The organism is Clostridium estertheticum, assembly GCF_011065935.2.
GTDB classification, from domain to species: Bacteria; Bacillota; Clostridia; order Clostridiales; family Clostridiaceae; genus Clostridium_AD; species Clostridium_AD estertheticum_A.
The window spans coordinates 2366234-2389859 of sequence record NZ_JAAMNH020000001.1 but is presented as its reverse complement, the minus strand read 5'-3'; the positions used below and the strand labels follow the sequence as shown (position 1 = coordinate 2389859).

Genomic DNA, 23626 nt, shown 5'->3' with positions numbered 1-23626 from the left:
AAGTTTCTAACAAATGTCGACTTAGCATGCTTTTTTAAAACCCTCACTTTACAATTCATTCATAACCCTCGAGGATTTTATGAAGGTCGCGAATTTCCTATATGCACATTGTTACCCGCCAACATTTCCGAGGAGTTTTATTTATATTTTATATATGTACTTTATTGTCTTTTTAGATTGATTTATTATTAAAATATATGCTATATTAATATAGACTTAATATAAAATTCATAATTTATTTTGAGTGAACCAAAAGAATAGTTAACTCAATAAGCTAAAAAGGACGCTGATGCTAAAATTACACAAGAAAAGAAAAAAACATTGTAATTATATAACTTGAAAAAAGTTCAACTCATAAATGAGATACAAGGAAAAATTAAAATGATAAACTTATATATGAAAATTAATTAAAAGAGGTGCCTCATGCAAATACAACCTATAAACCACAATAAATTTACAACGGAAATACAAACAATAAAACTCAACAAACTTATGAAGATTAGTATAATTTCTGCTTTTATTTTACTTGTCTTATATTTGGGTACATCAGCATATTTTAGCACTCATTTTTACTTTGGTTCTGTAATTAATGGCATTAATGCTTCTGGTAAAACAGTAGCGGAATTAAATAAAGAAATATTATTAAAAAGCGAAACTTATACACTTGAACTTCAAGAACGAAACGGTGTGAAAGAACAAATCAAGTCTGATGACATTGGACTTAAATATAATGCAAATGGTAAAATTCAAGTTTTAAAAGACAACCAGAGTTCTTTTATGTGGATTCATGGGATTATCAATCAAAAACCTTCTGAAATAAACGGTATGGTGACCTATGATAAAAAACTCTTAAAAGAACGTTTTGATGATCTCTCTTGTTTTGATATCAAGAAAGAAATTGAACCTCAAAATGCTAGCTTTAAATATTTAGATAACGGCTATGTAATTGTAAATGAAGTTATTGGGAATAAAGTAAATAGCAAGACTTTATATGCAAATATAGTTAATGCAATTCTCAAAGGAGAAACAACCTTAAATTTGGATAGGTCAAATAACTATGTAAATCCCAAATATACTTCAAGTTCCAAAGAAGTTATAGCTACTAAATCTTTGCTAAATAAATATTTAGCTTCAAAAATTACTTATACCTTCAATGGTGGTAATGAAGTTTTAGATGGTTCTATAATACATAAATGGCTTGGAGTTAACGAAAATCTTGAAATTTCATTTGATGAAAAGGAAATGAAAGATTATCTAAATAAACTAGACAGTAATTATGAAACATTTGGAAAGCAAAGAGAATTTGTTACATCACTCGGTACAACTATAAACGTCAGTGGTGGTAATTATGGATGGCTAGTTGACCGTAAAGGGGAAGTTAAAGATTTAATTGTGGCTATAAAAAGTGGACAAACTATAGCAAAAGAACCGCGTTATATCCAAACAGCTATATCTCATAATATCAATGATATCGGGAATACCTACGTGGAAATTAATATAGCAAAACAGCATTTATGGTTTTATAAGAACGGTTCTCTTATTATACAAGGTGATTTCGTTTCTGGTGATGTAAGCAAAAAACATCCAACACCTACTGGTGTTTATAGAGTACAATATAAAGAAAAAAATTATATATTAAAGGGAGAAGGCTACAGTGTGACTGTCAACGTTTTTTTGCCCTTTAATGGTGGAATTGGTATACATGATGCAATTTGGAGGGATGCCTTCGGTGGAAATATATATTTGACAAATGGTTCTCATGGCTGTATAAATTCACCACCTATTTTAGCACAAACTATATTTGATAATATTGAGACTGGTACTCCGGTTATTTGTTACTAGGACTGAATTAACTACTTATTAATATTTTATATAGATAAGGAGAGTGTTTTTATGATGTTAATTGATTTGCATTGTGATACCATTTTAAAGTGTATGGAGGATGAAGAACGATTTGGAATAGCAGTAAATGAATTTAGTGTAGATATAAATAAGTTAAAACAAGCAAATTCACTGGCACAGTTTTTTGCACTTTTTGTAGATTTAAAAGAATTTGAAGATCCTTTTGCATATTGCATGAAAATGGCAAATAAATTCTTTAGGGAATTAGAAAAAAATAAAGAGCAAATAGCAATAGCAAAAAACTATAAAGCTATGATAGATAACAACGAACAGGGAAAACTGTCTGCTTTTCTTGCCATTGAAGAAGGCGGAGTTCTAAAAGGAGAGATTGATAACCTTAAAAGATTTTATCAATTGGGAATAAGGCTTATTACACTCACATGGAATTATCCCAATGAAATTGGGTTTCCAAGCAGTAAGGCACAGTATAACCTGCAGGGTTTAACTTCCTTTGGAAAAGAAGTAGTCAAAGAGATGAATAGTCTAGGTATGATTATAGACGTTTCTCATCTCTCAGATAAAGGTTTTTATGATGTTGCTAAACTTTCTTCTAAACCTTTCGTAGCTTCTCATTCTAATGCACGTAGCATTACGTCTCATTGCAGAAATCTTAGTGATGAAATGATAAAAATTCTTGCAGATAAAGGCGGTATAATGGGAATTAATTTTGAAAAATCATTTTTAGGAACAGAGCCTTTAAGTAGAGTAGAAGAAATGGTAACGCATATAAGTCACATTAAAAATGTAGGTGGAATAGACGTTATAGCAATAGGAACAGATTTTGATGGTATAAGCGATGGACTTCAAATAGAAAATATTGGACAAATTAACAAACTAATTTTAGGGCTTCAGCGAAATCATTTCTCAGAAGCAGAAATAGAGAAAATACTTTATAAAAATGCAATCAGAGTAATAAAAGATACTTTATAAAAATTCTGCTTACCACAAGGCTAAAATCACATTAACAATAATTTAATAAAAAGAAAGAGGTGAATTATTTGTGGCATACTCAACTGGTGAAAAACCCGGAAATGGTACATATATTTGTAAAGTTTGTGGACAAAAAGTAGTATTAGATGATAATACTGATACTTTACCGCCCTGTCCAAAATGTAAAAAAACACTACTGCACTGGGTTCCCCCATGTACAGTAGTGTTTTTTTATCATTAATCTAAAATCTAAATTTTAAATAAAAATTTGTTCTACCCAAGAGGTCTTTGCAAATCTATCACTATAAGCATCCCTATTACTATCTTCATAAAAATTCTTTGCTGCACTTGGAGATCTTTCAAGTACACCTGCTTCTTTTCTAACTCTTTATATTTTTGTTCTAGAGTTTTCTCCGCTTCTCATCTCCAATTTTTTTATATAAAAAAATCACCCTTTCGAGTACCTTAGTTGTGTCGAAATATTTTCCCAATATGTCACAACTAAAAACGCCACAAACTTTTATTGTTTGTGACGTTTTTTTCTATTTAGTCGGTAATTCTGTAGAAATCATCTTCATTATATCAGTATAGTTAAATGAATTAGTTGAATTCACCTTTGGGAATACAATATCAACATCTCCATTGATATTAGTCATATCAGTATTAAAGGCTATACCTATAGTATATCTACCAGTTGGATTGTTAGGAGTGCTAGCTTTTTCAGAATTTCCAACTAATTTAATTATGCCAGGTATATCAACAACAAATTCAGCGTTTCCCTTTTCATTTATAATATAGCCATCAGCATTAACAGTATACCTAATTGTAATTCCATTATCGCCAAGTATTTTTAGATTATCAAGAGAACCTAATGCTTTGTTTAAACTTGCAAGTTGTTGTGGCCATTGAATTGTTAAATTATCAAACGCCTTGTTCATTTCATCCTGACTACTTTTAACTTGCGCATCAGTTAGGTCATAAACTGACATCATAGATGTCATATACTCCTTAACAAAGTTCATAGCATCAGTATTTTCAGTAAGATTATTCAAAGTATAGTGCATTAAATCCTTAAAGGACTTGTCAGATAATTTTATTTCATAAATATCTATAGACTGCTTTTTACTATTTTCTAAAAAGCTTTGGCTTCCTACATGCTTAATATAATTTGTAGTTGGATTAAATTGTTTTGCATACTTAACCATAAAATCAAGAAATTTAGGTTGAAATTCTTTACTAAAAGACATTAGTTTATTATAATCAGCTTGAGGCATACCCGGTGCATTTGTCATATCGGCTAAATTCATTACCATATAGTCTTTGCCCTGTAACTCCTTTGGAAGTTGAGAACTCAGCAATTGAGGCATTTTAATTACTTCATTAAGTACAGGTTTTTTTCCAGTTGTATCCACATCAACCCAGACGCTCATGTTTATAGGATTAGGCATTTGGCCTAATTGTAAAACCATATCACTTTGCATTTTAGCAATTGTTTTTTCTTTATTTTGATTAGTTTTAGTTAGCATAGAAATCTTCGTTCCATTTATCATAGGTAATATTGTACTCATCATTTCTTGTTCGTGCGCTGACATATTAGAACCTGAAACTTTTACCGAAATATCAGTTTGACTCTGCATAGAATTTATCGTTTGTGATTTACTAAAAACATTCATAAGCGCTAGTCCATCAGTTGAACATCCAGTGAACAGTGAGGCTGACATAATCAAACCAACACTTAATGCTACTACTTTTTTAATTTTAATCATTTTTATTCCCCCTATCGATATTAAATATTTCAATATTCTTAATTTGTACTAATGCATTTCTTTACCTCCTACAATTATTTCATAAATTTATACTTTTAATTTTATTGTGCTTATAAAGTTGTCAAATACGTTATTTTCCAACTATATAAATATTTATCATAAATACTATTATACTACCAGTACATATTAGCATTATACACTATAAAAGTAAAGATTAGACATAATATAATAGGCACAAATAAAAATTGACCATAAAAGTTTTTCTATCGTCTTACTATATTTGTCCTTATTTATATTCAGTCATTTTATATTAATTTAAAATCTAGTTACATTTCATTTTATTCCTATTGCTCAATAACTACTGGTATTTTATCTCCATTATCATCATACCCATTAGCTAATAACATATTATGTGTTGCTAATTGGTATTTAACATTAACCTCTGAAAATGTCCTTTCTTTATTTATAATTCTGTTATAAAACAATTCAATCATTAAGTAGTTGTTTTATATTTATTTTCCACTATTAACCCCCCTCTTAAAGTACAACGTATGATACTTCTATATATTTTCCTCCACTATCTGTACATGACAATTCTATCAACAAACTTGTATTGAAATAAATGGGTTGGGCCAATACAATAGTTCGAGCATAATTCAATGTATGTGGATATGAGTCGGGATTTGGATATAAATTGCAATATTTATTTCTGAAATACGCCATTATTATAGAAGGTGAACCACTATTAGATGGTTTTATTAAATCCTCTAACAAAACACCAAATGCATTTATACTATCGTCTGACGGTGATTGGATTAAAACCATTACTACGCCGTCCACCGTTATTCTTATATGCATTACAGCCCCTGTTCCACCAGCATCCATTAAAACTTTATTTACATAGCCTTTACCGCTAATATTTAATATGGATTGAAAAGCATTAACAGGTAAAGAAGGATAAAATTGTGCTACCTTATTTAAAGTTGCGTTATTCCAATTAGGTTTTGCTAGTAGGGCAGTTGTATCTGTTTTTATTAAGGCGGTTTCAGTTTTAACTAATCCTACATTTGTTAATAGAGCAGTTACATTAGTCCCTATCGTTGCTATTGCAGTTTGCATTGCAATAATTAAATTATATATTAGAGGTTAACATACTAAATCACCTCCGTTTGTAATGTGTCTGTGTGATATTTGTATACTAATGTGCTACCATCAGAAGCCATTGTTCTTGTTTCAGTTACTAGGTTTGTGGTATAAACAAAAATGTCTGTTCGTATTACAGTAGAACCTGTTTTATGGAGTATTTGTGTTACTTTGCCAGTCGTAATTGTCGGATATTGTATAGTGCCTTTTATATCAGTTTGTTTCTTCATATCCGCCTAAGACGTCACAAATAAAAACGCCACAAACTTTTATTGTTTGTGACGTCTAAAAGGAAACATGCGAACTAACTCTACTGAACGCACTTCTGTTTAATTGATAATACTATACTTCTTTGTACATAAAAACTACATGCTCTGCTTTGACAAAAGTATTCTTTTCATAAAAATTAACAGCAGGCATAAATCTATTCGTCAGAAGTGTAAACCCGGCAAGTTTTTTTTCTCTTATGTATTCTCCTATATGCTGTAAAAGAATTTTACCGTAACCTTTACGCTGAAAACTTGGTGCTATATAAAATTCATCAATAAATAGTTCATCATTTGTCCACCAAGTTTTTTCATGGCAAAATGTAGCACCTACAATTTTATTGTCCTCACAAATAACAAAGCCAACAAACCTTGGATTAATCATAAATTCCTTCAGATATCTTTCGGATGTCTCCTTCGACCAATGGGTATCCCATGGAGCACAGTTGTAAGCTTGCATTAACAATACCGAACACTCATGTATATGTTTTGATTCTAATAATTCAATTTCCATATATAGTATTTCCCCCTATTAAATTTATAATTTTTTAATTCACCATATTATACCAATAAGATTTAAATAAACACATGGAAAAAATGTTTATAATTATTTTTTCCATTGTGTTTATTTGCTTTTCTTACGTTATATACTATGCTTCCGAATCATTGTTACCATTATATAACATAATAGTAGATATTGGAATAGTCCAAACTTTACTGCACCATATTTTCCTAAGTCGTCACAAGTAAAAACGCCACAAACTTTTATTGTTTGTGACGTCTAAAAGGAAACATGCGAACTAACAAAGGTTTCTTTTAATCATTATTCCTTACATCTCTTGTGTTAATAATTTTGTCTATTTTCTTTTCTATATTGCTTAATTTAATTAAGCATAAAGCAATGTAATATAACAGTATAACAAATGCAACACCATATATGCTTGCCAAAAAAAATCCGATTACACCAGCAACCACTCCACCTAATAAGTATTCAATCATATTTCTCCCCTCCAAAGTTTTTGTCGACTTGGAAATAATTACACAATAAGTTACGATTTCATCTTAATAATACCATAATATAGAATAAATATAAAGATTAGGGATATCTTATTGCTTAGTAAAAGGACAATAAAAAAAGAGCCTAAGCCCATCTATTGCCTTTTAAATTATTCTACTACTATTGGATTACCATTCTCGTCTAGTCCCATTGCTAATAAATCAGCTTTTGCAGCTTCTTGATTAGTTGGTTGAATTACTATTGGTGGTATATCAGTATTTATCAATTCGCCCAAAACTATAGAGTTTGTCACAGTATTTATATTGTAATAATATACCTTTTCATTGTACCCGAAAATCTGCTGTGGATATTCCTAGAGTAACATGACCTTACTCTAGTCTCAAATCTTAAATAATATCCACCTGCAAGTACCTAACTCATATTTAATCTCATATAGTTTCTCAACTCCGTCTATTACACTCTGACACCTATACGCTAGCATATTGTTACCTGCTAGCTTTTCTTTATCTACGCAAATAACTTTATCTATTCTTACAACAGAATTACTTTCATCTTCATTAGTAATTTTAAATCTTACAGGATTTATATTCCCCTTTGTATCGGTCCAAGAAACTACTTCTATGTACTTTGCTACAACTTTCATGTTACCACCTCCAAAACATATGTTCGTATATATTATATACCATATCGAGATAAATAAAAGGTGTAAATTCTTCCTTTAGAATAAATTAAATTATGCAATGCCATAATAAGACCAACAAAAAAACACTTGTGATTTTTATGTTAATTCACAAGTGATTTTATATGCTATTTATTAAACTTGCACATCAAAATGGAACCCGTTGCTAAAAAGTCTGCCCTCCTTTTTTTCTTTTATAAGAAACTTTACTCTTTTATAAGAAACTCTACTCTTTTACAATAAATTTTCTAACGTAGTATCTTTAATAAGTTTTTTGATAATGGTCTCTCCTGGAATCAATCGTCCGCTATATAGCGTTTTAGTAGCAGCCATTAACACACGTATATCATATTTTGATGCATAAACTGGAATCACTTGTTTTTCAAGGTTTAGTAATTTATAAACAGCCATCATAGCCGTACGAATGGAATATTCTATAGTAAATACACAGTCGTCTGCAACTTCAGCAAATTGTCCAAGAAATGCAAGGTTTGTACTGCCACTCGGGATAACATCTGGACGATCCCCCTTAACACGAGGCATAAACTGACTGGTGATATAAGGCATCATGCAAGGAATAACTTTTACATTTTTCAATATGGAAGGAATTTCATTCTTAAGTCCCATGTGATACAGTAATTCTGAAACAAGTTCCTCACCAGTGCAATCACACATTTTTTTCTTGATGTAATCACCCACATTGTCTGGAAATAAGCCATATGCCCACAAAACTAATACATCGTCTGGTTGGTTTATAAAGTGAGGTTGCTTAGAGCAAGTCCAGCTCATCAACCAGTTAGAATCTTTTATGGTAACAACGCCGCCCATACCAGGATCTCTGCCAGTTAATTTTTTAAGAAAATCACCCATAAATGGCCCCTTAAAGGTCATGGTAAAGGATTCCCACTTTGTTTTATCAATGTTATTACAGAATACTTCTGGGTGACCAAATGAAGGGTCTTTTGATGCAATGTTTTTCCAAAGATTCCAGCAACCTCGATTTACTTTATCTCTGTTCAAAACAGCAGGTGTATGCATACTGCCCAAAGTGGAATTCTCGGTCATTGAACCATTGGTAACAAAGACAAGATCCTCTGGAGACACTACAATTTTTTCTGGACTGCCATTACGAACTAGATGAATACCGATTACGGTTTTCTCCTTGGAGTCAATGCTGATATCCAAGTCATTTATCTGTGTGTGGAGGTCAAAGTTTACATTTTCACTCCTCAGCCAAGTAATAAGAGGCAAAATCATGGAATCGTACTGATTATACTCAGTATGCAAAATTCCTTTGAGCTGATTCATACCAGGAAGTAGATGCATAAAGCGTTGCATGTATCGTTTCATCTCAACAACACTGTGCCAGTTTTCAAAAGCAAACATAGATCTCCAGAAATACCACATGTTTGTTTCTAAATAAGTGGGATCAAAAAATTGTTCAACTGTGGTTGCACCAAGTTGCTCTTCTGTCGCAAGAAAAAGTTTTGTGATTTGTTTGATATGAAGGTCAGACAAACCTAAGGTTGAAAAATCCGCTTTTTCTCCACAGCTATGAATTAAGCGACAATTAGATTCATTAGGTTCTACAAGGTTTAGCTCACGAAATTCATCCAAAACGGTTCTGCTAGGATTTTTCAATGAAGGGATAAAACTAAACAGATCCCAAGAGCATTCATAATGTTCCTCTAGTTCTCTGCCACCGCGGATAATATATCCTTCCTGTGCATCTCCGGCGCCATCCATACCGCCTCCTAAAACGTGGGTTTCTTCCATAATAGTAATGTTTTTACCATCCATATGTCCATCGCGGATCATATATGCTGCTGCCGAAAGAGAAGCAATACCACCACCGATTAAATATGCCCTTTTATTTTCAATTCCATCCTTTTTTAACGGATTTATTCTTTGATAGTTACCCATAGTACACCATTCCTTTCCCAATTTATATGTTGATTTGCTTTATATCATTATCATAGCCTATAATGAAAATAAGTGATATTATCAACATAGTGAATTTGTGTAATGTTGTAACAAAACAGTCCAATTGTGTAATAAATTTATGGATAAATCAAACAGGGGGTAGTGGAATGGCTCATTCAATTATGACCGAAATGACAAAGGATCTTATGGCTGACTCGTTGAAGCTTCTGATGCTTACAAAACCATTGAACAAAATTACTGTGCAGGAACTTGTAGACGGCTGCAAGTTGAACCGGCGCACATTTTATTATCACTTTCGGGATATATATGATTTATTGGAATGGATGTATAAAAAGGAAGCTATTGCAGAGCTTCAAAAACATGCAACCTATAATACCTGGCAAGAGGGTTTTCTCAATTTATTTCTCTATATACAAAATAATAGAGAAATCTGTCTTTGTGCCTATCACTCGTTGGGCCGCGAGCATTTGGAGAAATTCCTTTATTCTGTTACCTATCAATTAATACAACATGTAGTGGATACTCAGACAGGAGATATGCAGATAGATGCCAGCCACAAAAATTTTCTTGCCAATTTTTACACACTTGCTTTTTTAGGTCTTGTTGTTCAGTGGTTACAAAACGATATGAAAGAAGAACCTGCAAAAATCATAGAAGCCTTATCAATAACAGTGCGAGGAAGTATGATTAATGCATTAGAACAATATGAATCACTTAATATGAAAAACTCATGATAAAATCTTATGCATTATCATGAGTTTTATAAACTTTAACTATTACGAATAGTAAAGATAAGACTCGGTATATTTCTATACCAAGCCTTATCCCTAAATCCTCTTTATCCTTAATTAGTTAAATTATATTACAGGCACTCCGCATAATTTCATCAATTTCCTCTTTAGCCTCATCTGACAAATCCATTAACTCTATTTTATATTCTCCAGTTGACGTTAATTTTTCAACTACTTTTCCCATAGTATAAAAAACATCTCCTTTTCATCTTTTAATATTATTATCTTTGCTATATAAGCCTTACAACTATCCTATGGAATATATCCACAGTATCTTCTAAATTAAGTGAGGCATCTTTTATGTGATGGTATACTTCTCTATGTTTAATTGCATTCATTGGATCACTACTTTTAAATACAATAGACATTCCATCTCGATAAAGTTGTTCTACTTCTGTATGTGTAGCTCTTATCTTAATAATATTTTCTTGTGACTTAATTGGATTATTTTTCAGGATATTTATTGATTCTAAAAGAAAATCCGTACCTTCTTTAAGTTTCCCAACCATAGAGGTTATAGTATCATCTGGCGCCACTTCAAAAGCTTCCATTGACAATAGAGTTGATTTACTATATTTAATTATCTTATCCATAGCAATAGAAATAGAATAGATATCTACCCTATCAAAAGGAGTAGTAAATGCTTCTATTAATTTGCTTTCCATACTCATTCTAGCTTCATCAGCCTCTTTAACATACACAAGCAGCTTTTGCTTATCTTCATCAGAACCACTACTCAGCCATTTGTGTAGCATATCTACTCCAAAGGCATTTATTTCTGCTTGTTTGTTTAACATTTCATAAAAATCACAATTAGCAGGGAAAAGCCTATCAATAATACTTATTTTCACCATAATTTACCTCCATTATATTACTTTGAAAATTAAATTTAATACTAGATATACTAAAGCGGAAACAATTGCAGTTAGTGGTATAGTGATAAACCACGCCATAATAATTTCTTTTGCTATACCCCAATGGACCATTTTGTATTCATCTGACGCCCCCACCCCAATTACACTACCAACTACCACATGAGTTGTAGATACTGGAGCACCAATTATGGTAGCTATCAAAATTGAGCCTACTGAGGCTAATTGAGAATTAGTACTATGAATTGGTCCTATAGAATATATTCCTCTCCCGATTGTTTTAATTATACTCCATCCTCCAAGCATTGTACCAATAAACATCACCATTCCACCTGAAAGCCGTACCCAAAGTGGAGTAGCATTCATTGTTACATTTCCTCCTGCAACTAAAGCTAAGGTTATTATTCCAAATATTTTTTGAGTATCATTAGCCCCGTGGCTGTATGCAAGAATTGCTGCAATCACCCATTGTATTCTCTTAAGTGGTTTATTTATAGTAAATTTAGCATTTCTAAGGAGAACTCTGCTGATCTTTTGGAGAATAAAAGCAACAATAAAACCCAAAAGTGGTGAAATGATTAACGCCGCAACTACCTTTACAATTCCTGTGATTTGATGATTTAATCCAATAACTTGCTTAAAACCCCATAGTATATGAGTACTTCCTGAGGAAACCCAAACCGCTCCTATAATGCCACCAATTAAGGCATGAGTCGAGCTTGAAGGCAGCCCTAACCTCCAAGTAATTATATTCCATATTACCGCTCCAAGCATGGCCGCCAGCAATACTTTAAGCAAGAAGGGATTCACTGGTAGATCTATTACCTTAGAAATAGTATCTGCTACTGCACTTCCACCCAGAATAGCACCTAACAAGCCAAAGACTGAGGCAACACCAATAGCTTGCTTTGGTGTTGCTGCTCCGCAAATAATAAAAGTTGCCACCACAGAGCTTGCATCATGAAGTCCATTTGATAAAGCAAAAATAAGCGCAATTACAATCACACTTATTAAAATTATGGAAGTACTAATAGATAACATATCATCAACTCCTAATACTAATAATATACCATAAATATTTTTACTGTCTCAACATAAGTCTTTGAGTCTCTATTATTTTTATTCCATATCATCTAAGACCCTTAAGGCTTATAAAATTGATATCAAGTAAATCTTAATTATTATTATATTTAACTCACAATATTTTTTATCCTAATCAAAAATCACAAAAGCACAGACTTGATACTCTCTGCTTTTGGGATTCATATTACGTGAATTAGCTTTCACTTTTAATTTAATTTTCTTTATAAGCATTGTGTTTTTCAACGCTTCACTACTCAATTTTTACTGGGTTTATAGCAGAACATGGAATATTAACTAAACATTTACCACACACATCTGCCAAGCCAATATCTGAATGAAACTCAGCATTGTATAAACACATCTCATAACACTTATGTCTATCAAAACAATCAACTTTTAAAGCATTATTTACACATCTATCTACACATTTTTTGCATATACTCATATGCTTGTACAAACAGTTCTCTCCATTTTTCCTTTTAGTAGGCTCTATCTTTAAATTAGTTATAAAACTACCAACCCTTCCACAGCATCCTTTTTCAGTAATCAACATATTATTTAATCCGAATTTTCCAAGTCCAGCAATAAAAGCAACATGTCTATGAGACCAATCACTAATTAATTTCTTCTCATCAAAATTATGTGTTGCTGGTATAATGGTTGATTCATATCCTGACTTTTGTAATTCATTTTTAATAAAAGTATTTAGATCTAAGATTAGTTGATTAGTTTCTATATATGCTTTTGCCCAAATTTGCGAGCTTTTTTTTCCTTCTATATTACTTTTAACTACCTCTTCATCAAAAGGTATAAAATATGCTACTACCGTTTTAGCATCTGGTAAAAAATCTTTAGGTAATGCATGAGAGGGACTTACCACATCCTTAAGATCATAAAACATATTATCCATGGCATCTGAATACGCTACCAAAGGTTCTTTCCATTTAGTTTGAACATCTCTTGTTTCCGAGTAGTTTTTTACAAATTGTTTTATGATGAATTCTACTTTATCATTCATTTTGCCTTCCTTTCTATACTTATTTTTTTTAAACCTAATTAAACTAAGGCATCTTATGAATAGGTTTGGATTCACAAGTAGCCTTTGCTAATAATTTTAGGGAAATGCTAGCATTCAAGATTTCGACATATTTTCACAAATTCCTTTTAAGTTTATATGTATTTCTTACCAATTGTGATTTTTATCCCTTCTATCCTAACAAGCGCTTCTAGTTTAGCAAAACTTAGGGAGAATAATGATGTAGTAAAAACTAAGTCCTTCCTGCGGGAATCGTATTTTTTGCAAAAAAAAGACTGCTACACTAATTTCTTAGTGCAGCAGACCCTTTGTATTAGAAATTTATTTTTTTATATAGTGACAATTAACGTCGATATGGTTTAAGAACAACAATAATCTTTCATAAAGTGGTTGAACTTTATCACCATACTTTGCTTCTAGACTTTCTCCAATATCTTTTACAGTTTTCTTGCCATCTATCTGTAAAAACACACAACTTCCATATTCATCTAAAGATGTTTTTTTATACTCTGGAATTCTGAATTTAAGTTTTCTAAAGAGCTTCTGGAACTTATGATCTTGTTTTTCAAGTATAGTCACAATATTTCCTTTATCTACTTCATATTGGAAATTTTCAGAGGTTTTATATATTATATTTAAAACGTCTTCGTTATTTCTCGGCATTTTTTATCTTACTGCTTACTATAGGTATTATTGTAGCTATTATTAGAACTAATAATAGTATAACTGCCATTCCATTAGAAGCAGTAAATCCACTTGGCCCAGTTCCTTTTATAACACCTGTTACTTGAAGTATTATACCTACAAGTCCTATTATAGAACCACCGGCAACAAGTCCAGAAGATAAACTTATACCATTAGAAACTTTAACTTCTTTTTCTTTTTCAGATTTAGAAGTTTTTTCTACAAATAAACGAACTAATGCACCTATTAATATTATAGAAGTTGTAGCTATTGGTAAATAGAATCCTATAGCAACTGTCATTACAGGAAGTTTTAATAAGAATAAAACAACTCCCATAACAGCACCAACAATGATCATAACCCAAGGTAATTTACCTGACATTATACCAGCAGTTAATGTTGACATTAAGTTAGCTTGAGGTAGTGCAAATGGAACATTATCACCAGTCATTGCAAGTTTGCTTGAAAGTAATAATATAGTACCAATAACTACTACAACACCAATTACGCCAGATATAGCAAAGTACTTATCCATTTCATTTTTGTTACCACCTACTATGAAAGTAACCTTTTGTGATTGAGCGTAACCTCCAGCCACAGATATAGCGGTAACTATAAATGTACCAAATAAAAGTAATGATTTGTTGCTTTCAGGATTTTTCCATCCCATTGCAACGAATAATAATGTTACAACAACTATAGAAGCTATAGTCATACCGGATACAGGAAGGTTTGAAGTTCCTATAGTACCAGTTAAACGACCAGAAACTATAACAAATAGTAATGATAAGAATAATGATAAAATAGAAGCAGCTATAGCCATTAATATATTACCACCAGATACCACGAAACCACCTATGAAACATACTACTACTCCACTAAGTAATAGTAGGTTTCCAACAGATGAGCCACTACCACTATTTGAATCCTTAGCATTCATAGTTTCTTTTATGGAAGATATTATAGTAGGTATAAGTTTTATAGCACCTATTAAACCACCAGAAAGCATCATACCAGCACCGATATATTTTACATAACTACCAGCGATATGTTTAACTTGCATAGCGTTTATAGCAACACTAGGATTATTCCATACAGTTACACCATCTCTTCCAAGGTTTATGAAGTAACCTATTAAAGGCATAATAGCGAAGTTAGATAATAAAGAACCAGCAAACATAGTTAAAGAAACATCTATACCAACTATGAATCCTATACCTAATAATAGAGGGTTAACTTCAACTTCAAATTTCCACTTGTAAAAAGTTTCATTTACATAACTTATAACGTTATTAGCTACATTCAAAAATGAACTAGTTATAACAGTTATAATACCACCTATTCCGAACCCTATTCCCATGAACTTCATTGACTCTCCAGCACCTTCTGAAGCAACAAGTGTTTCAGATATAGCCATTGACTCAGGGTACATTAATTTACCGTGTTCTTCAACGATTAAGTAATTGTAAACAAGAGAAGCTATTCCGATACCGAATAAAACTCCACCTATACCAACAGCAAAACCTTCTAAGAAAGTAACTTTAGCACCTATTAAAAGAACTGCTGGTAAAACGAATATTATACCACTAGCAACAGATTCTCCGCCGCTTGCCATACCTTGAACTAAGTTTTTGCCAAGGATACCTTTTTGTTTAGCAAATGCAGCTATAAATGCGGAACCTATTATAGAACCTGGTATACCAGCGGCAACTGTAAGCCCTGATTTCATACCTGAATAGGCAGTTGATGCTGCAAATATTACAGCTAAAATAATACCGATTATTAATACGGCAACGTTTCCACCAGATTTAGAACCACTGGAAATGTAGGGAACGTAGTCTTTACCGTCTACCCCACCATATGCATTTTTTGATAACTTATTATCCATAAGTCATACCTCCTTTTATATTTTATAAATATTATTATAACATGCTTTCGACATAAAACGATTTTTCTTAATTTTGCGAATAAGGGAATTTATCTATTTAGTAATTTGCAATAGTTCCAATAATTATACAATTTATGTTCTATACATTTTTAGAATTATTCAGCGTTTCAAATAAAGCACGATTTAAATTTGAAACCTACTTTCCTATAAATGTATGCGTTTGATTAGTATTGGTATCAATTGTTACTGAATGTTATAAAGTAAAGTATTATAATGTTTACCATAGCAATTAAATTGATGGATTAAAAGGGTGGTATATCATGGAATCGAAAATGCGTTTAGATAAACAAGGAAAAGATGAAATAAAAAGTATGTTCAACTGGATAAAAAAATTAAAAAATAGTGATGACTTATCTAATCTTACACATAATGGCCACTGTAATAATTATGCTACTAATTGTTGTTTAAGTTGCGATAAATGCTGGGGTGGGAAAAATAAAATACAAAAATAAAATAAGTCTACACTCCTTTAAAATAACATTTTTAAAGGATCGCATTGGAAATGCTTTGATGATTATAAATTAACCGATACAAAAGAAACATACGAAAATATAAGCAATAAGCTGAGTGATAATAAATGGATAATAGTCTATTTACCTATATCTAAATGCTATAAAGTAAAACAAAACAAGGTTGTAAGTGATTGAAACTCGCACAACCTTGTTTTTAAAATTTATTCCCAGTAACTTTCTTTGATATAACCATATTTTAAAAAACTCAGATAGCACGCTATACCTTTTGTTATAGTATCAGCCATTTCGTCAACAAAAGAAGCACTTATATTCAAATTACTTATAGTTACTGCAACATCATATTCATATATACCAATACAACCCTTAATAACATAATCACCTACAAGTGGTAATGTTTTATTTACTCCCTTTCCAGTCATTAGAGGCTTGTTTTCTATATAAACACCACCTACTAAAAGTGGTGTTCCTACAGATGCATCTATAGCTATAATTTTTTTACCACTATGTATTTTTTGAATTTCTGCTAATTTTGTTTTTAAGTTAAGTGCGTGTATAGGTGAATCTAGTGTCCCATAAATAGGCACACCAAAGTTTTCTAAATTATTTAACTTTGTACCTATCCTAGGACCTAAGCTATCCCCCACTAATTTCGGTGTACCTACACAAAATATCACAAAATTGTCTAGATTTTGTTCTATTAGATAGTTTGCTACTTTTAATGCTCTATTACTTACCCCTTTATTCAAAGAAACTTTATTATCCTTACAACAGGCATCCTTAAAAGAGCTTGTTCCATTGGTTACAAATAAATGTATGCATTCTAATATACATGTTGCCTCTTCACTTGCACGCAAGTTTAATTCTTTCAATACATTTAAGTCACTTAATGGTTCTGTATTTACATTATAATCTATTGCCTTATTTTTTTGTTTTTTTCTAATAAAATTAATCAAATATGCAATATTCAAACTGTCCAAACCCCCTCTAGGCTAAACCTTCTGTTGATTATAAAATAATGCACTCTCATTTGGAACACTACTAGTCATAAAGCAAAACCCCACTACATTACCAACAATGCAATTTTTTATTTTTTAAACATTTTTAACTTATAAAAAATTTATAAGTGATTATACAAGTTAAGCATTTATAATTTAGTAACATACAATTAAACCATTTTATACATTATGTACTATAAGTCTATTAATACCTCTAAAACTTTCTATTCACATAATTCAACAAACATATAAAATTCTCCTTCAATATTTGCAAAAAAAGTAAAATACTACGAGATGTGCTCTCGTAGTATTTTAGCAGTTCACCGCTGTGGTTGCCTTAAATCATCCTAAATCGCGGTTTTTCCATTATAATCCGACCTTAGATTATTTCATTTTTAACTTTACTTAAACTCGCTCCCTCTTCAAAGAAACGCTGGATATTCTTTTCAACTGACGGGTCAGTAATTAATGGCGGCGCATGGTGTGGTTTAGTTCGGGCATCAATAATCATATTATCACAGGCCCAGTGCTTGTTTTCATAATAGCTATTAACTCCATAAATATCATGTGAAGGGTTACTTCTCGTAAATGTTGCCCATATGAAATTTTGTAGAGAGCAGCTCATAAATGCACTGTCATCGCATAGGATAATCATTGGGCAAGTTGGCATATCACCTCTTACTTGAATTGCCGAGCATAACTCATCTAGTTGCTTTTGCGCTTGTTTATAACTTAAAAATTCAGGTCCTTCTATGGCGACGATGCCTGGCATTACTAACCTTGGATTTTTAAAATTTTGTAAATCCACTAACTGCTGTGGCACGTCACTACACAATTCTCTTTTCTGATCACCACACGCAGCGATTACCACTTTGCTACCTGTATTTAGACCCGTGCCCGAATAATCAAGAGTATCAATTGTTGTATTTGTTTGAAAATGAATGTCACGATGAAGATCGATTCGTTCAAGTATATATGTTAAAAATTCTATCTCTTTATGGGTATCTAACGGCTCACTCTCTTCTGCCGTAATAAATAAATATTTAGCTAAACTAACATGTCCTGTTCCTAAAATCCTGTTGGCAATGGTGAGAAGTTCAGCAGGTTGTTTAATTTTTTGGTATGGTGTATATCGTTCACTTCCGATGGCAAATAGCAATGGATGAACTCCCGCTGCGTCAATTGCATGAACTTCTTTCACACCAGGAATTTCATATTTTACCGCATTACCTGTTAACTCATGGACAAGATCACCAAAAGAGGTATCCTCTTGAGGAGGACGACCAACAACTGTAAATGGCCAGATTCCATTGGACTTTGCGTATACTTTATGCACCCTCATTAATGGGAAATCATGAACAAGACTATAATAGCCAATGTGATCACCAAAAGGTCCCTCAGGTTTCGTTTCACCTGGATGAATTTCACCCGTAATGACAAAATCAGCATCAAGACTAATACAATAACCATCAACATACGAGTAACGAAAATTACGTCCAGAAAGAAGTCCTGCAAAGGTCATTTCACTTAGTCCCTCAGGCAATGGCATGATGGCAGCTAGCGTATGAGCAGGAGGCCCTCCAATAAAAATGCTTACTTTAAGCGGAACACCAAGCTTGTTGGCTTTCTCTTGATGAATGCCGATTCCTCGTTGAATTTGATAGTGCAAACCAACCTCTTTATTCATTTTATAATCGTTGCCACTAAGCTGAACACGGTACATTCCTAAATTACTATTCATAATACCAGGTTTTTCTGGATCTTCTGTATAAACTTGAGGCAAAGTAATAAACGCACCTCCATCATCTGGCCAATGGTGAATAAGCGGAATGTCACAAATTTGTATTTCTTTGAATCCAGCTAATTTAGTACTGGATTTTTTCAAAGGGAGTGCCTTTGAAGCTGCCCATCCTGTACTTATGTGCTTAATTGGATTCTTAAGTATACTCATTGGATTATTTCGTACTGCAATCACTTCCTTAGTTGACTCTAAGGTATTCCTAAAGATAAACTTACTTCTCTCCAGGGTACCGAATAAATTTGATACCGCTGGAAATTTCGAGCCTTTAACATTTTCAAATAAGAGTGCAGGGCCACCAGCTGCGTTAACTCTCATATGTATAGCTGCCATTTCAAGGTTCGGATCCACTTCTTCATGTACCCTAACTAATTGACCAGCTTTTTCTAAATCAAGAATACATTCTTCTAAACTATGATACATTCTTTCACTCCTCATTTCTTTATTAAAGTTTAATCCTGCATATTCTAATGCAACCATTGTTTTCAATAATTCACACAATCGACTTCAGACTTAATTATATTGAGACCACTCCCAAGCTTTATATGCTAGAGATCTTGAGACACTATTCGTGAAAATCATATACTACTATGGCATGAGCCACAGCAATGCCCTCTTAAACCTATTGGGTACTTCTGAAAAATGTCCACCCTCATTCCATTCCAATATAAGATTTTCTTTGAATTCAAGCTGCTTCTCTAGTATTAGAGCAGCTTTACGTGTACAATTACCTACTTTAGCCATGCGCTGATTTCTGCTATGTTCCTCACCTCTTCCAAGAGACATGTACACCCGGCTAGAGGCATTTGCTGGCATGTGAGAATCCATAAATTCTATCCATCCATCATACCACAAAGAACCAGACATGCTTCCAATCTTACCAAAGGCATTAATTGTATAAAGGGCATACAATGCAGTAAGTCCCCCTAATGAATACCCGATAAGTGCAGTATTTGACGGCTCCGGTCTTGTTTTATAATGCTCATCTATAAATGGTTTGATTGTATCTGCAAGAAAATTAAGATAGCTTGCTGCACCTCCTTTAAAAGACTCACTCTTTTTTGTTAAAGCAGGAGCAGGCCATGGCGTAAAATCCTCATTCCATTCTTCCGACATAACACTTATGGCAATAAATGCACTGCAATCTACTCCAAAATGGGATTCCAAATCCTCCATTATCTCCCGTATATTATCTTCACCATTTATATATACAACAGGATAATTCTCATCATTTTTGTAGTATTTTGGTGGTAGGTATAATGTACACTCATACCCTGCTATCGATAAATTCTCTATATTACCTTCCATGGTTTCCCTCATTAAAACTATCCCCTTTCCCACAACGTCCTATATTTTTATAAAAATATGTACTCCTAAGTTCGCTTCCTGAAAATGGTTAACGTCAGGAAGCCATTTTCTAGTTTCTGTGTCTAATATAAAATCAAATTCGTCCCCACACTCTCCATAGTATCCAGTTCCACCTTCTACAGATATTTCTAAAATTCCATATTGGTATTTCCCCTCAAAAGCTTTATTACTAGCAGTTGTTCCTACTTACACTTAATATCATAATATCTCTCCTATGCTTAATACTTAACATCTATATTGGTTTTTTAATCAACTTCATACTTTTATATTATACTATAAACTTTGTTATTATATCTTTGTTTTTCCTTTAATGTTTATCTAACCCTAATTCCAAATTAAATTGTAAATCTCATTCTAATCCAATTGTTTTTAAGACAAAACAAAAACACCAGCTACTGATGTAACTAGTGCTTCATTATATTTATAAATCATGTCATTAAGTATATCTTGGAAATTTGTTATGGAATGGTACCAACACCCCAAACTACAGTACCAACTCCTAAAACTGCAGAAGAAATTCAAAAATCAGGTCTAGATTAATTAATATCTATATAAGAGCACCATTTAAACTTTCAATGTAAATGGTACTCTTTTTTACGCCTTTACTTTTATTATATTTTTTCTATTTAACCTTTCTCTATTTGTATAACATCATATCCTGCCTCTTCAATAGCTGCTTTAATAACTTCATCAGTAATATTATCATTTATTTCGGCAGTAGCAAGCTTTTTATGAAGATTTACTAACACATCTTTTGCTCCAATCTGCATTAGCGCCTCTGTTACATAATTTACACAATGTACGCAACTTACGCCTTCTATAAATATTTTCTTTTTCATTTTATTCCTCCCTTCAAATTTAAACTTTACATTAATGACTTAAAGCCTTACCTTAAGAGAAGTAGTTTGACCGCTGGTTTGGCCTGCCTCGCAAAACTTACGTTAACTGTTATATTTGTGTTCTCTGAAATAATAATTTACCTTGCTTAACATCATTATATCGTAATATATTAATGTTGTGATATAATAATGCATAAAAATAAAAAACTCCAGTAGAATTTAATTTCCTTTTTCATTCTACTGAAGTCAATTTATATTTTATTATAGTAAGCTAGGGGTAGAAGGTCAACTCCTTGCTATTTTATGCGACCTCTTCTTCCTTTTCTTCCTTCTCATACTCTGTATGTTCAAAATTACATTCCATAAGAGGAACGATTTTTGTTTTATGTTTTATTTTGTATACAAAGTAAAGAATAATAAATATAGGAATAAGCGCATAGTTTGTTATGAAGTCAAACCAACTGAAGGTTTCAGCCTGGAACACCCATATATTTGCACCGAATATAACCGCTGTACATAAAATCATTGCAAGTATAGGACCAAAAGGAAACCATAATGCTTTGTATTTTAAATCTTCTAATTTTCTACCTTGCGCAATATAGGCTTTTCTAAATCTATAATGACAAACAGCTATACCAAGCCATGCAAAGAATGCTGTGAGACCAGATGCATTGTAAAGAATGTAGTAGATCTTACCATCTCCAATCATGGATGCAAAGAAAGCAGAGGACGCAACCAGTGTTGTAATGTATACAGCGTTAATTGGAACTCCACGTTTATTTACTTTTCCGAAACATGCAGGTGCTTTTCCTTCCTTAGCCATAGCATAGAGCATACGCGAAGCTGCATATAGCCCAGAGTTACCACAAGAAAGAACCGAGGTTAATATAACTGCATTCATCAAAGATGCTGCAATTGCAATACCAGATCTTTGGAATATTATTGTAAATGGACTAAATGCAACATTTTCTGCACCGCCCTTTAATAGGTTTGGATCATTAAAAGGAATAAGGAATCCAATAACGGTAATTGCACCGATATAGAATATAAGTATTCTCCAGAATACTGTGTTGATTGCTTTTGGTACGTCTTTTTCAGGGTTTTCAGACTCACCAGCTGCAAGACCAACTAATTCTGTACCTTGAAAAGAAAATCCTGCTGCAAAGAATCCGATCATGATAGCAGACATTCCACCTATGAATGGTCCTCTATGACCTATACCATCATTTAAAATCCAATTATCCAAGCCAGGTGATTTTCCTCCCATAATACCTACTATCATAAGTACACCAACGATAAGGAATATTATGATTGCACCAACTTTAATACTTGCAAACCAAAATTCACTTTCTCCAAATGCTTTTGCAGATATAATGTTTAATCCAAATAAAACAACAAGGAAGCATATGCTCCAAACCGTCGTTCCAGTGTTTGGGAACCAAAACTTAAGAATAAGCCCAGCAGCAACTAATTCCGCTGCAACAGTTACAGCCCAACTAAACCAATAATTCCAACCTAACGCAAAACCTAAAGCTGGGTCAACGAATCTTGACGCATAGGTTTCAAAGGAACCGGAAATTGGTAGCTTTGTTGCCATTTCTCCTAGTGAAGTCATTAAGAAGTAAACAAGAATACCCATAATACCAAATGATACAATTGCACCTCCCGGTCCTGATGAACTAATCGCATTTCCGCTGGCAAAGAATAAACCGGTTCCGATTGCACCACCGATTGCAATCATGTTCATGTGGCGTGGTTTTAGGGTTCGTTTTAAATCGCCTTCACTCTGTTTCAATTCTACATTTGTACTCATAAAGATTCTCCTTCATTTGTATTATCGCATGATTCGCTTTATATATTTTTACATGTTCAAGTTGTATGCTCTATTACAGCACCCTGAAGTGATAAAGCTCCAATTTTGAATCTTACAATCCTCTTTCTGCATATCTCTCTTTAATTTCACTTAATTTTAGGCTAATCATAGCTTGTCCAAGGTTTTCTTAAAGTTATAACTATAGGGTCATTGAACTATGTAGTTGCTCAAACTATTTCATATCTTTCCATAAAAGCCCCCCTAAAAAAATATTTATA

At 32.6% G+C, this 23626-nt stretch carries 25 protein-coding genes; 5 read left to right on the top strand and 20 right to left on the bottom strand.

Annotated elements, in window-relative coordinates:
- The first annotated feature begins 492 nt into the window (after window positions 1–492).
- From G9F72_RS11135 to G9F72_RS27410, 3 genes are all read left to right on the top strand, one after another.
- Window positions 493–1842 carry a L,D-transpeptidase/peptidoglycan binding protein gene (locus G9F72_RS11135; protein ID WP_224676087.1) on the top strand — a complete coding sequence of 450 codons (1350 nt, stop codon included), beginning with the start codon at window positions 493–495 and terminating at the stop codon, window positions 1840–1842.
- Between the two features lie 51 nt (window positions 1843–1893).
- Window positions 1894–2832: a dipeptidase gene (locus G9F72_RS11130; RefSeq protein ID WP_164958935.1), complete on the top strand. Its 939-nt coding sequence runs from the start codon at window positions 1894–1896 to the stop codon at window positions 2830–2832.
- 70 nt (window positions 2833–2902) lie between these two features.
- Window positions 2903–3073 (top strand): zinc ribbon-containing protein, encoded by a 171-nt coding sequence (locus G9F72_RS27410; RefSeq protein ID WP_164958934.1) that lies wholly within the window; start codon window positions 2903–2905, stop codon window positions 3071–3073.
- Window positions 3074–3374: 301 nt separating this feature from the next.
- Here the strand turns inward: G9F72_RS27410 and G9F72_RS11120 are convergent, their stop codons facing one another.
- The 9 genes from G9F72_RS11120 to G9F72_RS11080 all read right to left on the bottom strand — a co-directional run bounded on the left by G9F72_RS11120 (window position 3375) and on the right by G9F72_RS11080 (window position 9627).
- Window positions 3375–4598 (bottom strand): hypothetical protein, encoded by a 1224-nt coding sequence (locus G9F72_RS11120; RefSeq protein ID WP_164958933.1) that lies wholly within the window; start codon window positions 4596–4598, stop codon window positions 3375–3377.
- A gap of 344 nt (window positions 4599–4942) precedes the next feature.
- On the bottom strand, window positions 4943–5092 hold the full coding sequence (locus tag G9F72_RS11115; protein ID WP_224676086.1) for a hypothetical protein: 150 nt from the start codon (window positions 5090–5092) through the stop codon (window positions 4943–4945).
- Between the two features lie 43 nt (window positions 5093–5135).
- On the bottom strand, window positions 5136–5717 hold the full coding sequence (locus G9F72_RS11110; RefSeq protein WP_164958932.1) for a hypothetical protein: 582 nt from the start codon (window positions 5715–5717) through the stop codon (window positions 5136–5138).
- A gap of 35 nt (window positions 5718–5752) precedes the next feature.
- A complete protein-coding gene (locus G9F72_RS11105) occupies window positions 5753–5971 on the bottom strand; it encodes a hypothetical protein (protein ID WP_164958931.1) in 219 nt (72 codons plus the stop codon).
- Between the two features lie 112 nt (window positions 5972–6083).
- Window positions 6084–6521: a GNAT family N-acetyltransferase gene (locus G9F72_RS11100; protein WP_164958930.1), complete on the bottom strand. Its 438-nt coding sequence runs from the start codon at window positions 6519–6521 to the stop codon at window positions 6084–6086.
- 302 nt (window positions 6522–6823) lie between these two features.
- Window positions 6824–7006: a hypothetical protein gene (locus G9F72_RS11095; RefSeq protein ID WP_164958929.1), complete on the bottom strand. Its 183-nt coding sequence runs from the start codon at window positions 7004–7006 to the stop codon at window positions 6824–6826.
- A gap of 167 nt (window positions 7007–7173) precedes the next feature.
- Window positions 7174–7317 (bottom strand): hypothetical protein, encoded by a 144-nt coding sequence (locus G9F72_RS11090; protein ID WP_224676085.1) that lies wholly within the window; start codon window positions 7315–7317, stop codon window positions 7174–7176.
- An 87-nt stretch (window positions 7318–7404) separates the two neighbouring features.
- Window positions 7405–7668 (bottom strand): hypothetical protein, encoded by a 264-nt coding sequence (locus G9F72_RS11085; protein ID WP_164958928.1) that lies wholly within the window; start codon window positions 7666–7668, stop codon window positions 7405–7407.
- A 270-nt stretch (window positions 7669–7938) separates the two neighbouring features.
- A complete protein-coding gene (locus G9F72_RS11080; protein ID WP_164958927.1) occupies window positions 7939–9627 on the bottom strand; it encodes an oleate hydratase in 1689 nt (562 codons plus the stop codon).
- Between the two features lie 167 nt (window positions 9628–9794).
- Between G9F72_RS11080 and G9F72_RS11075 the strand changes: the two genes are divergently transcribed.
- Complete coding sequence (locus G9F72_RS11075; protein ID WP_164958926.1) at window positions 9795–10382, top strand: TetR/AcrR family transcriptional regulator; 588 nt, start codon at window positions 9795–9797, stop codon at window positions 10380–10382.
- Window positions 10383–10500: 118 nt separating this feature from the next.
- On the opposite strand, the gene G9F72_RS27060 is transcribed toward G9F72_RS11075, so the two are convergent.
- From G9F72_RS27060 to G9F72_RS11050, 6 genes are all read right to left on the bottom strand, one after another.
- Window positions 10501–10623, bottom strand: a complete 123-nt coding sequence (locus G9F72_RS27060) for a hypothetical protein (protein ID WP_263486871.1) — start codon at window positions 10621–10623, stop codon at window positions 10501–10503.
- Window positions 10624–10669: 46 nt separating this feature from the next.
- Window positions 10670–11293, bottom strand: a complete 624-nt coding sequence (locus G9F72_RS11070; RefSeq protein WP_164958925.1) for a DUF47 domain-containing protein — start codon at window positions 11291–11293, stop codon at window positions 10670–10672.
- Between the two features lie 12 nt (window positions 11294–11305).
- The gene (locus G9F72_RS11065; RefSeq protein ID WP_164958924.1) at window positions 11306–12352 is read right to left on the bottom strand and encodes an inorganic phosphate transporter; all 1047 of its coding nucleotides are present in this window, start codon (window positions 12350–12352) and stop codon (window positions 11306–11308) included.
- Between the two features lie 292 nt (window positions 12353–12644).
- The gene (locus G9F72_RS11060) at window positions 12645–13412 is read right to left on the bottom strand and encodes an epoxyqueuosine reductase (protein WP_164958923.1); all 768 of its coding nucleotides are present in this window, start codon (window positions 13410–13412) and stop codon (window positions 12645–12647) included.
- A 339-nt stretch (window positions 13413–13751) separates the two neighbouring features.
- A complete protein-coding gene (locus G9F72_RS11055; RefSeq protein ID WP_164958922.1) occupies window positions 13752–14093 on the bottom strand; it encodes a PqqD family protein in 342 nt (113 codons plus the stop codon).
- Window positions 14080–16002, bottom strand: coding sequence for an OPT family oligopeptide transporter (locus G9F72_RS11050; protein ID WP_164958921.1), 1923 nt, complete (start codon window positions 16000–16002; stop codon window positions 14080–14082). The genes G9F72_RS11055 and G9F72_RS11050 overlap by 14 nt, the downstream gene beginning before the upstream one ends.
- A 320-nt stretch (window positions 16003–16322) precedes the next feature.
- Here G9F72_RS11050 and G9F72_RS11045 point away from each other — a divergent pair, with 320 nt between their 5' ends.
- Window positions 16323–16514 carry a hypothetical protein gene (locus G9F72_RS11045; protein ID WP_164958920.1) on the top strand — a complete coding sequence of 64 codons (192 nt, stop codon included), beginning with the start codon at window positions 16323–16325 and terminating at the stop codon, window positions 16512–16514.
- Window positions 16515–16735: 221 nt separating this feature from the next.
- Here G9F72_RS11045 and yyaC read toward each other — a convergent pair whose 3' ends face one another.
- The 5 genes from yyaC to G9F72_RS11020 form a co-directional block, all read right to left on the bottom strand.
- On the bottom strand, window positions 16736–17503 hold the full coding sequence (gene yyaC / locus G9F72_RS11040; protein WP_164958919.1) for a spore protease YyaC: 768 nt from the start codon (window positions 17501–17503) through the stop codon (window positions 16736–16738).
- Window positions 17504–17909: 406 nt separating this feature from the next.
- Window positions 17910–19808 (bottom strand): UbiD family decarboxylase, encoded by a 1899-nt coding sequence (locus tag G9F72_RS11035; protein WP_224676084.1) that lies wholly within the window; start codon window positions 19806–19808, stop codon window positions 17910–17912.
- Between the two features lie 108 nt (window positions 19809–19916).
- Complete coding sequence (locus tag G9F72_RS11030; RefSeq protein WP_224676083.1) at window positions 19917–20648, bottom strand: alpha/beta hydrolase; 732 nt, start codon at window positions 20646–20648, stop codon at window positions 19917–19919.
- Between the two features lie 674 nt (window positions 20649–21322).
- Window positions 21323–21535, bottom strand: coding sequence for a heavy-metal-associated domain-containing protein (locus G9F72_RS11025; protein WP_164958918.1), 213 nt, complete (start codon window positions 21533–21535; stop codon window positions 21323–21325).
- A gap of 301 nt (window positions 21536–21836) precedes the next feature.
- Window positions 21837–23348, bottom strand: a complete 1512-nt coding sequence (locus G9F72_RS11020; RefSeq protein WP_164958917.1) for an amino acid permease — start codon at window positions 23346–23348, stop codon at window positions 21837–21839.
- Between the last annotated feature and the right edge of the window lie 278 nt (window positions 23349–23626).